The following is an 8,897-nucleotide window of genomic DNA, read 5'->3' on the forward strand; positions in this document are numbered from 1 at the left end:
ATGGTCAAGAGTTTTGAATAAGTATGTATTGGTGGACCCTATCGGGATCGAACCGACGACCTCTACGCTGCCAGCGTAGCGCTCTCCCAGCTGAGCTAAGGGCCCAATAGTTTGCTATGTATTCCGACAAAATCTATTTTACCATCAGTCTATTACTATCGCAATACATATTGGCAAAAAATGAGTATATGACTGGTGTGATTTTGATTAAATAAGGATGCCAGTTATAGCTAAGATTTGGGAGAAATTATCGATTTCCCGGGGAATATGACAGCTGGACGGTGACTTTGACAGCAGATGATAAAGAAGTTTGCAGAAATAAAGCATCAGGTTTTTGAGCGGCATGCGGTTAAGTGGACAGCAGAAGATGCTAGTGATAACCTTGCATAAAAGTAAAAATAAGGGGGGCAGATATGGCGGCGAAATTGTTGTTTAAAGGAGAAATGGTGACAAGTGACGGGATTAAGAGCGGATTTTTATTAACAACCGGTGAAACCATTTTGTATGTTGGAGAAATCATGCCGAAAGATCTTGCTGAAAACGTCGTGCGTATCGACATTCCTGAAAATGCCGTACTGATGCCAGGAATGATTGACCTCCATATACATGGTGCAGCAGGAGCGGATGTGATGGATGGAACAGAAGAAGCGCTGCAGAAAATGTGTGCAGCGCTGCCAGCAGAAGGGACTACTTCTTTTCTTGCAACTACGATGACAGAAAAAACGGAAAGAATTGAAGCAGCTCTTCAAAATACTGCTCAATACATGGAAAAACAGCAGGCGGGGTATGCGGAAATATTGGGTATCCATCTTGAAGGTCCTTTTATTTCACCGAAAAGGGCGGGAGCACAGCCAAAAGAGTACATTGTCCCTCCTAATGTAGAGCAGTTCAAACAATGGAATGAAATAGCGGAAAAAAAGATAAAGTTGGTTACGTTAGCACCAGAGGAACCGGGAGGATATGAGCTCGCTTCGTTTCTGAAAGACAACAGAATCATCGCATCCATCGGCCACTCGGACGCAGTGTATGAAGACGTAATGAAAAGTGTTGAGGCCGGAGTCACCCATGCGACTCATCTTTACAACGGAATGCGGGGCATGCATCATCGTGATCCGGGTACGGCTGGAGGAGTGATGCTGCGTGATGAGATCACCGCGGAGATCATTGCTGACGGTATCCATTCAGATGGTGAGATGGTCAAGCTTGCATATAAATTAAAAGGTTCAGATAAGCTTGTTCTTATAACGGATGCAATGAGGGCGAAGTGTCTAGGTGAAGGTATGTACACGCTTGGCGGCCAGGATGTGACAGTAAGAGACGGTACGGCTGTCTTAAAAGATGGAACGCTTGCAGGAAGCGTTCTGAAGATGAATGATGCTGTGAAGAACATGAGGCAGTTTACTTCATGCAGCATTGAGGAAATAGTGAAAATGACAAGCGAAAATCCTGCAAAAGAGCTCGGTATATACAGTTCTAAAGGAAGTTTGGAAGCAGGAAAAGATGCAGATCTCGTAATGATGAGCAAAGAGGGAGAAGTGCTTGCTGCGTTTTGCCGAGGTAAGAAGGCTTTTGAAAAAGGAGTGAGCTGAAATCATGAGAGTGATCGCGGTTGCTGATTATGAGGAAATGAGTGTTCTGGCTGCTGAAATGATTGAAGCTAAAGTAAGGAATCAGCCAGATGCTGTATTAGGGCTTGCAACGGGCGGAACTCCGCTTGGGACTTACAGGCATCTTGTGGAGAGTGCAGCAGCAAGGCATCTATCGTTCAGAAGAGTCAAGACCGTTAATCTTGATGAATATGTCGGGATTCCCGCAAGCCATCCGCAAAGCTACCATTCCTACATGAAAGAAAATGTGTTTGATCCGCTGGGGATTTTACCTGAAAACTCTCATCTGCCAAATGGTGAGACACTTGAATTAACCGCTGAATGTGCTAGATACGACAAGCTCATACAAGAACTGAACAGTGTTGATCTTCAAGTGCTTGGCATTGGACAGAACGGACATATCGGTTTTAATGAACCCGGTACTCCTTTCAATTCTTCTACACATGTAGTCGAGCTGACAGAATCTACACTCCGTGCAAACGCAAAATACTTTAAAGGGGAAAAACAGCCAGTACAAGCTATCACAATGGGGATCGGGACAATATTAAAAAGCAAAGAAATTCTTTTGCTGGCATCAGGATCATCAAAAAAAGAGGCAATTAGCGCGCTGATGAGCGGCATAAGAGATGAAAACGTTCCTGCCACCGCACTTGTGTCACATCCCAGCGTAACCGTAATTGCTGACAGCGAAGCTCTTGCTGTTGAATCAAAGAGGGTTTAGCTGTATACGAATTGTTCATTTGGTGTTCTGCACCCCGGAAGAATTAGTGACTTTAACTCTATAAAAATAAAACGGACACGATATCGTGTCCGCTTTATTTACAGTGCTTATGCCCAGTAGCCTGGATAAGCGCCGCCGAATCCGTACGCTGGGTAACAAACGACTGGCCCGCAGCCTTTGTTACAAGTTGACGCTCCTACGATAACAAGCAGGATGAACAGCACAACGTACAAAGTAAAATTCTTGGAATAATACTTGCCCATTTTTTCACTCTCCTATTGCTAGTGAGAAGCCATCTTCTCCTCGATATATATTATGCCGGGCGGACAAACAGAGAAACGGGGACAAGTGCGGATTTCGAAAAACTAGACACTTATCCAAAAAAAGAAAAAACGTGCCGCAGCCGCAGCACGCTCTTATTTATATTTTTCCTCTAAAATGATGTACAAATAATCCAGCTGCTCCGCTTTCTTAAAGGCCGTAACAGCATAAACACCGCCGATGTCTTCATAAACGTTTGCCGTATCCGTTTCTTCAACAGGCTCTGCGTCGCCAGGAAGTCCGGCGTACTCGAGGCCTTTTGAAAGCTCATCTTTAAAACTTACCGGTTCATTAGGAGTGAAAACAACCCTTGCCGCTTTGTTTTCAACAAACGTGACAGCAGCTAGACCTTGTCTGTAATACTTTGTCACGGCTGGTATAAACTTTGATGTACCTGAATATCGGAAATTAATCTGTTCTTCCTTTTCGGGTTTTCCTAACTGCTTTTCTGCAGCAGCAGAGTCTGCACCAATAAGCTGGGAAACGGCGAATAATGTATTCTCGGATAGCTTCGTTTTTGGAGCGGAGGCACTTACGTCAGCAGGTCTTTCTGCTTCGCTTGTGTCTGAATATGTGTCAGATTCTCCCGCTGCAGCTTCTGCCTCTCCGCTTGGTTCCTTTACTTCTTTCACTTCCTGAGATGCAGGTTTATCAGCAGAACTGTTTTTATCTTGAACTTGCTTCTCGCTGCAGCCCGAAATTAGCAGAGTGGCTGACAAGAAAAAAATCAATCGTTTTATCATCATGATCCCTCAATTTATCTTTATTATCATTTATCCATGTTTTTATATTACCTTCAATTGCTGTATTCCTCAACGGAAAAAGGGAATGAAGGTCCACGCCCATTCGTTATTTACAATTAAATACATACGTTTATTAAAGCTGTCCATCCTTTTTGCTAAAGTCAGGGAAGCCATTTCGGTGTGCAGTGTGAGAAACGCTATTTGGAAAGCGGTTTTCTGCAGCAGGAATAACAGGCAGGATTGTATTTGCACAGACTGATTTAATTGTGATAATTGTCAATTAAAGCAGTGCCGCTTCATATCCTGTAAGAAGAAATCATTTAGCCTATTCTCTAAACTGCTATTTTCTACTAAAATATTACATGTAGACAAGATAGGGGCTAAAGAGAGCGGTGGGATTATGGAGTATATCATTTATGACCTTGAAATGACGAATAGGCTATCGGAAATCATTGAAATCGGAGCAGTAAGAATCACTCAAACAGATGAAGGACTTGTTGATGGGGATCGATTTCAAACGTTTATCCGTCCAAAAGCAGATCAGCTGAACAGCCGGATAACTTCACTGACAGGAATAACGAACAAAGATTTACTGAACGCCCCATCTTTTGAAGAGGCAGTGCGTAAATTCAGAAAATGGATCGGGACGGAGAATTATTATTTATGTTCGTGGGGACCGGAAGATAAATGGGCACTAATTACGGATTCCGCTTTTCACCAGACAAATCCAGAGTGGATTATCAATCACAATGACCTGCAGTTCAGTTTCAGTATGCTGCACGAAAGCGAGAAGGGCTTCCGATACGGACTTACAAGAGCACTTGAGAAAATCGGAGCTGAGCAAGAGGGCAACAAGCATCGTGCGCTCGATGATGCGTTAAACACAGCCAAGATTTTTAAGACGATGTTTCAGGACATAACGTTAGTGAAAAATCCTGAATCTTACTTGGAATCAAAGATGTTCGAGCCTGAAAAACTAGTGTATCAAAGCAAGCCAGAAGAGGCCGCAGCATCACCTTTCGCCGCTCTGTCAAAATTATTCAGCTAAAATAATCGCGGGATTTTTGTACGCATTTAAAACTTTTAGACTGAATATAAAATGACAAAAATAACCTAATCAGCCTATTTTTCGACACGAAATTACAAAAGCAATAGGCTTTTTGGCTCTATTATCCATATAAAGTAAGTTATGTCGGCATTTGACGAATTGTTTTTGTAGGAAAATGACCTTATATCCCTAATAATACTCTTAGGGGGTGTTTCGGTTGAAACCTACATACTATATAACAAATAAGAACGACCAGCTATTAGAAGTGCTTAACACGATTGAGTACTGTGCTTATGAATCTGAACCCGAGCGTGCCGATCTCATCATACAGCTGAAAGAAGAAATACTTGAGAACGACGGCATTCATGTATCACCGGAACAATACAACAAGATTATTTCTCTGCTGCTGACGTTCGTTCCAAATCATATTAAACATATTCAATAATACGAAAAAACCTCCTGCGGGAGGTTTTTTTCATAGTGTGGAACTAGTTCTGCAATCACTTAAAAACAATTTATCAGTGCAAAAGATTTATTTTTAAAAAGGGTATTTCATCATGTCCGGAATGAACAGCGTTACTTTTTTTCCTTCTCCTCAAACTTTTTCTTTATCAGCTCTCTGTCACCGAAAACAAGCAGTTTGTCGCCCTCCTGCAGTTTAGTTTCGGATTTCTTTTCTTTAATAATTAAATCCCCGCGGGTAACAAAGAGGATAATAAGGTGAGTTCCTTCTTCTTCAATCTCGCATATATTTTTATCGATAAACGGTGATTCTTTATGAATATAGATTTCAGTTAAGTGGTCATTTTCCTCTTTAAGGAGCACATCACGAATCGGCAGATCAATTAATTCGAATTTTTCTTCCATTTGTTTATTAAACGTTTTTCCAAGGCTTTTTGCTACTTGTGGAATTTTCAAAGCAAGTATGATGATAAATAACCCGGCAGCAATAAAGACAAGCTCCATTGAACGGAACTCATCTGCAAGAATATTTGAGATCGAAGAGATGATTACGGCTAATGAAAATGCACCGAAAAGAATAAGAAACATACTTAACCGGCGTCTTACGGGGTGTCCAAGTATCAGCTCTGATTCGCCCGTAGTGAATCCTGTCCCGGTAAGCATAGAAATAACTTGAAAACGGGAGACTTCTTTTTCTAGATCAGTCAGCCTGAACAGGATGACGTTGATTTCAATCACTGCTGCTATAATGACGAAATATAACAGAATAAATATAATACCCATCGCGATCCCCCTTAATAACCTATTTCTTTTTATACCCTATTCTTGCTGATTCATTCTGTAATTTTCATAAATTCGTTAACAGCGGAATATATTCAAGCAGGGGGGATATGATGGGACTTTTTATTATATCAATGCTGCCGGCGTTTTTATTGTGCGGGGGAGTGGTTATGCTTATACAATCGCTCGTGGAAAAGGACACGTTATCTTACGATGACGTTAACTTATGGGAGGATCACGAGTACAGTCCTGAGGATTACAGGCTGTAAGAACGCCATAACTTGATATTTCTCCATTTTGTTGCTTTAATTTATACAATAAAAGCACGATTGGAGATATTCAATTGACGAAATTACAGAAGTGGATGATGGCAGGAGGCATATTAGCCGCTCTTTTTTTCGGAACATTATATATTAACCGATACAGTGAAAAAAAGTACGAGCCTATTCGTGTGGTGGCACTTGGCGATTCGCTTACATATGGAGTAGGCGATCCGTCCAGAAAAGGGTACATTGGCTTTGTCACCGATGCCATTGAAAAAAGAACAGGAAAGCATGCAGTATTAAATAATTTCGGCATAAGCGGACAGCGTTCTGATCAGCTGCTTGATCAGCTTGGCAATGGGGCAGTATTACGTTCAATTCAAAGAGCTGACACCGTATTTTTATTTATCGGAACAAATGATTACAGGCAGACAGCACGCTGGAACTTTAAAAAGCTGCCCCTGACCAGAATGAACGAAGGACAAGAGAAACTGGAGAAAAATCTAACAAAGATCACCTTTTTGATCCGGGAACAAAATCCTTCAGCCAAATTATATATTTTAGGTCTTTATAACCCGTATTTTGGAGATGGGTATGATACGAAAAACGGAACAGTCATTCAGTCATGGAATGAAAGCATAAAAAAAGTCGCTGATGAAACGACCCTTTCTCTTTACATCCCGACAGAGCGGCTTTTCGTTAATATTTCAAAGCCGCTGTATTTTTCAGATTCTATCCATCCGAATATAAGGGGATACGAAAAGCTGGGGAACTGGGTTTCGAAGCATTGGTCACCATAAAAAAGAGAGGTTGAAGAAAGCACGCTATGCGCGTTTTCTTCAACCTCTCTATCAGATTGGAAAGCGGGCTGCTTTACTTGCCCATCGGGGTTTCAAGTTTTCCGTTCATGTCGATCATAAACCCGATCTCACGCCCAAGAAGGCTGCCTAGTTCTTTAGCCTTTTTTTCACTTTCTGATTTAATCTGCTCTATCGTTAATTCACCTTTAAGGCGTGAAGCACCTACAATAATGCTCAGCTCGCCCTTTTCGTAAAATACAATTTTCATGAAGTTCTGCCTCCTCCGGAATATAAAACAAATCCACCCATAATTTTCGAATGTTATGTTTGATTATAGGGGTAATAAGGAATATAGTCCTAAAGGAAAGTGTTTCCTAAAGGTACTCGAGCGATGCTGGAAAACGTTTACATAAGTGTAATCTTGACAAAAATTCGACAAAAAAGGTAAAATGACAGCACATAAGTCATACAGCAATCGCTGAATCAGGGTTTGAATGATTATTCAAGTTACCTGAGCGGGGGACCCATTATTTACGGCTTTAAAAGGCCTGGGATGAATTTGCTTAAAGCAAAAGGGATAATCTCATTTCCTAATCCGACAGCTAACCTCGCAAGCGTTTTGGAGAGATAAGGATAAGCCCTAAGTGTGCTTGCTAACCCGCGGAAACTCTCTATTTTTCGGGGGTTTTTATTTAGCCATTCTTTAGTTCTCTTTGCATGTTTGAATAAAAATACGAAAGGGGTTATTTTTATGAAATTATCATCTAAGATTCTAATCGCTTTGGCCCTTGGGGTTGTAGCTGGTCTTGTACTAAATCTTGCTGCTCCAAGTATTTTTCCAGAGGCAGACAAATACGTCCTGAAACCTGTAGGCACAATCTTTCTTAACCTGATTAAAATGCTCGTTGTGCCGATTGTATTCTTTTCAATTGTCCTCGGTACAGCAGGTCTTGGAGATCCAAAGAAACTAGGAAGAATCGGAGCCAAAACACTCGGATACTTTTTAGGAACAACGACTCTCGCCATCATTATTGCCATGGTGCTTGCATTGGTATTTAAGCCAGGAGAAGTCGGAACGTTTGACACAAGCGGTGCGGATTTCAAAGCTGAAAAAGCGCCTCCTGTATCTGAAACACTTCTGAATATTATTCCTGTTAACCCAATTCAGGCCATGACAGAAGGAAACATGCTTCAGATTATTGCGTTTTCAATCTTTGTAGGATTCGCTTTAACTATGCTAGGAAGCAAGACAAAAGGTCTTTACAACTTAATTGATCAAGGTAACGAATTGATGATGTATCTCGTTAACCTTGTAATGAAATTTGCTCCATACGGGGCGTTCGCACTGATCGCTTCTGCCGTTGGCGGCCAAGGCATTCCAGCCCTAAAGGCAATGGGTCTTTATATGGGAATCGTTATAGCGGCACTTCTTCTTCACAGCATCATAACGTACGGCGGTTCTGTTGCTTTGTTTGCGAAAAAGAATCCGATCTGGTTCTTTAAAGGATTTTCTCCTGCAATGAGTGTGGCTTTCAGTACGTCGAGTTCTAACGCCACTTTGCCGATTTCAATGAAAACGGCCCAGGAAAACCTTGACGTTCCAGAACCGATCAGCGGCTTTGTGCAGCCTTTAGGCGCAACAGTAAACATGGACGGAACGGCTATCATGCAAGGTGTTGCGACCATTTTTATCGCTCAAGTGTACGGAGTGGACCTTTCAATCGGTGAAATGCTGACAGTTGTCCTAACTGCCGTTCTTGCAAGTATCGGAACAGCAGGTGTACCAGGTGTCGGACTGATCATGCTTGCAATGGTATTGAACTCAGTAGGACTTCCTGTTGAAGGAATCGCGCTTATACTCGGTGTAGACCGTCTTCTTGATATGATGCGCACAGCAGTCAACATCACAGGTGACGCAGCTTGTGCAGTTATCGTAGCTAAGACAGAAGAAAAACATGGTGTGGCAAATACACCAAAGATTAAATCAGCAATGACAGAATAAATGAATCAAAGGAAAAGCCGCGGCAGCCGCCGCGGCTTTTTATTCGCTATTGAACGGTTTGTTTTGTCAAGCAGTTGAGAGGAAATGTCTTTAAAGTTATTCCTCCTTCAATGCTTAATACATGAGAAATTTTTTTGATTGATACTTTAT

The 8,897-nt window shown here is 41.7% G+C and carries 11 protein-coding genes, 1 tRNA gene and 1 riboswitch; of the genes, 7 read left to right on the forward strand and 5 right to left on the reverse strand.

Going from position 1 to position 8,897, the window contains the following annotated elements:
* Positions 1-29: 29 nt before the first annotated feature.
* Positions 30-105 (reverse strand) — tRNA-Ala (locus CGZ90_RS18940).
* A gap of 308 nt (positions 106-413) precedes the next feature.
* On the opposite strand from CGZ90_RS18940, the gene nagA reads away from it, so the two are divergent.
* Both nagA and nagB read left to right on the forward strand, forming a co-directional pair.
* On the forward strand, positions 414-1,589 hold the full coding sequence (gene nagA / locus CGZ90_RS18945) for an N-acetylglucosamine-6-phosphate deacetylase (RefSeq protein WP_094254072.1): 1,176 nt from the start codon (positions 414-416) through the stop codon (positions 1,587-1,589).
* A 4-nt stretch (positions 1,590-1,593) separates the two neighbouring features.
* Positions 1,594-2,328, forward strand: coding sequence for a glucosamine-6-phosphate deaminase (nagB, locus tag CGZ90_RS18950; protein WP_094254073.1), 735 nt, complete (start codon positions 1,594-1,596; stop codon positions 2,326-2,328).
* Positions 2,329-2,435: 107 nt separating this feature from the next.
* Here nagB and CGZ90_RS18955 read toward each other — a convergent pair whose 3' ends face one another.
* Entirely contained in the window at positions 2,436-2,591 is a 156-nt protein-coding gene (locus tag CGZ90_RS18955; RefSeq protein WP_094254074.1) for a YjcZ family sporulation protein, read from the reverse strand.
* Between the two features lie 153 nt (positions 2,592-2,744).
* On the reverse strand, positions 2,745-3,395 hold the full coding sequence (locus CGZ90_RS18960) for a hypothetical protein (protein WP_133063620.1): 651 nt from the start codon (positions 3,393-3,395) through the stop codon (positions 2,745-2,747).
* Positions 3,396-3,792: 397 nt separating this feature from the next.
* Between CGZ90_RS18960 and CGZ90_RS18965 the strand changes: the two genes are divergently transcribed.
* Together CGZ90_RS18965 and CGZ90_RS18970 are read left to right on the forward strand one after the other, a co-directional pair.
* On the forward strand, positions 3,793-4,440 hold the full coding sequence (locus CGZ90_RS18965) for a 3'-5' exonuclease (protein ID WP_094254076.1): 648 nt from the start codon (positions 3,793-3,795) through the stop codon (positions 4,438-4,440).
* A gap of 217 nt (positions 4,441-4,657) precedes the next feature.
* On the forward strand, positions 4,658-4,885 hold the full coding sequence (locus CGZ90_RS18970) for a hypothetical protein (protein WP_094254077.1): 228 nt from the start codon (positions 4,658-4,660) through the stop codon (positions 4,883-4,885).
* Positions 4,886-5,016: 131 nt separating this feature from the next.
* Here the strand turns inward: CGZ90_RS18970 and CGZ90_RS18975 are convergent, their stop codons facing one another.
* Positions 5,017-5,685 (reverse strand): TrkA C-terminal domain-containing protein, encoded by a 669-nt coding sequence (locus CGZ90_RS18975; RefSeq protein WP_094254078.1) that lies wholly within the window; start codon positions 5,683-5,685, stop codon positions 5,017-5,019.
* 107 nt (positions 5,686-5,792) lie between these two features.
* On the opposite strand from CGZ90_RS18975, the gene CGZ90_RS20845 reads away from it, so the two are divergent.
* Positions 5,793-5,951 (forward strand): hypothetical protein, encoded by a 159-nt coding sequence (locus CGZ90_RS20845; protein WP_165766919.1) that lies wholly within the window; start codon positions 5,793-5,795, stop codon positions 5,949-5,951.
* Between the two features lie 74 nt (positions 5,952-6,025).
* Positions 6,026-6,745 (forward strand): GDSL-type esterase/lipase family protein, encoded by a 720-nt coding sequence (locus CGZ90_RS18980; protein WP_094254079.1) that lies wholly within the window; start codon positions 6,026-6,028, stop codon positions 6,743-6,745.
* A gap of 73 nt (positions 6,746-6,818) precedes the next feature.
* On the opposite strand, the gene CGZ90_RS18985 is transcribed toward CGZ90_RS18980, so the two are convergent.
* Positions 6,819-7,013, reverse strand: coding sequence for a hypothetical protein (locus tag CGZ90_RS18985; RefSeq protein ID WP_094254080.1), 195 nt, complete (start codon positions 7,011-7,013; stop codon positions 6,819-6,821).
* A 198-nt stretch (positions 7,014-7,211) separates the two neighbouring features.
* Positions 7,212-7,377: riboswitch (cyclic di-AMP (ydaO/yuaA leader) on the forward strand.
* 119 nt (positions 7,378-7,496) lie between these two features.
* Here CGZ90_RS18985 and CGZ90_RS18990 point away from each other — a divergent pair.
* Positions 7,497-8,747 carry a dicarboxylate/amino acid:cation symporter gene (locus CGZ90_RS18990; RefSeq protein ID WP_094254081.1) on the forward strand — a complete coding sequence of 417 codons (1,251 nt, stop codon included), beginning with the start codon at positions 7,497-7,499 and terminating at the stop codon, positions 8,745-8,747.
* The last annotated feature ends 150 nt before the right edge of the window (positions 8,748-8,897 follow it).

Origin of the sequence: Fictibacillus aquaticus, assembly GCF_002245695.1 — a bacterium.
Taxonomy (GTDB): domain Bacteria; phylum Bacillota; class Bacilli; order Bacillales; family Fictibacillaceae; genus Fictibacillus; species Fictibacillus aquaticus.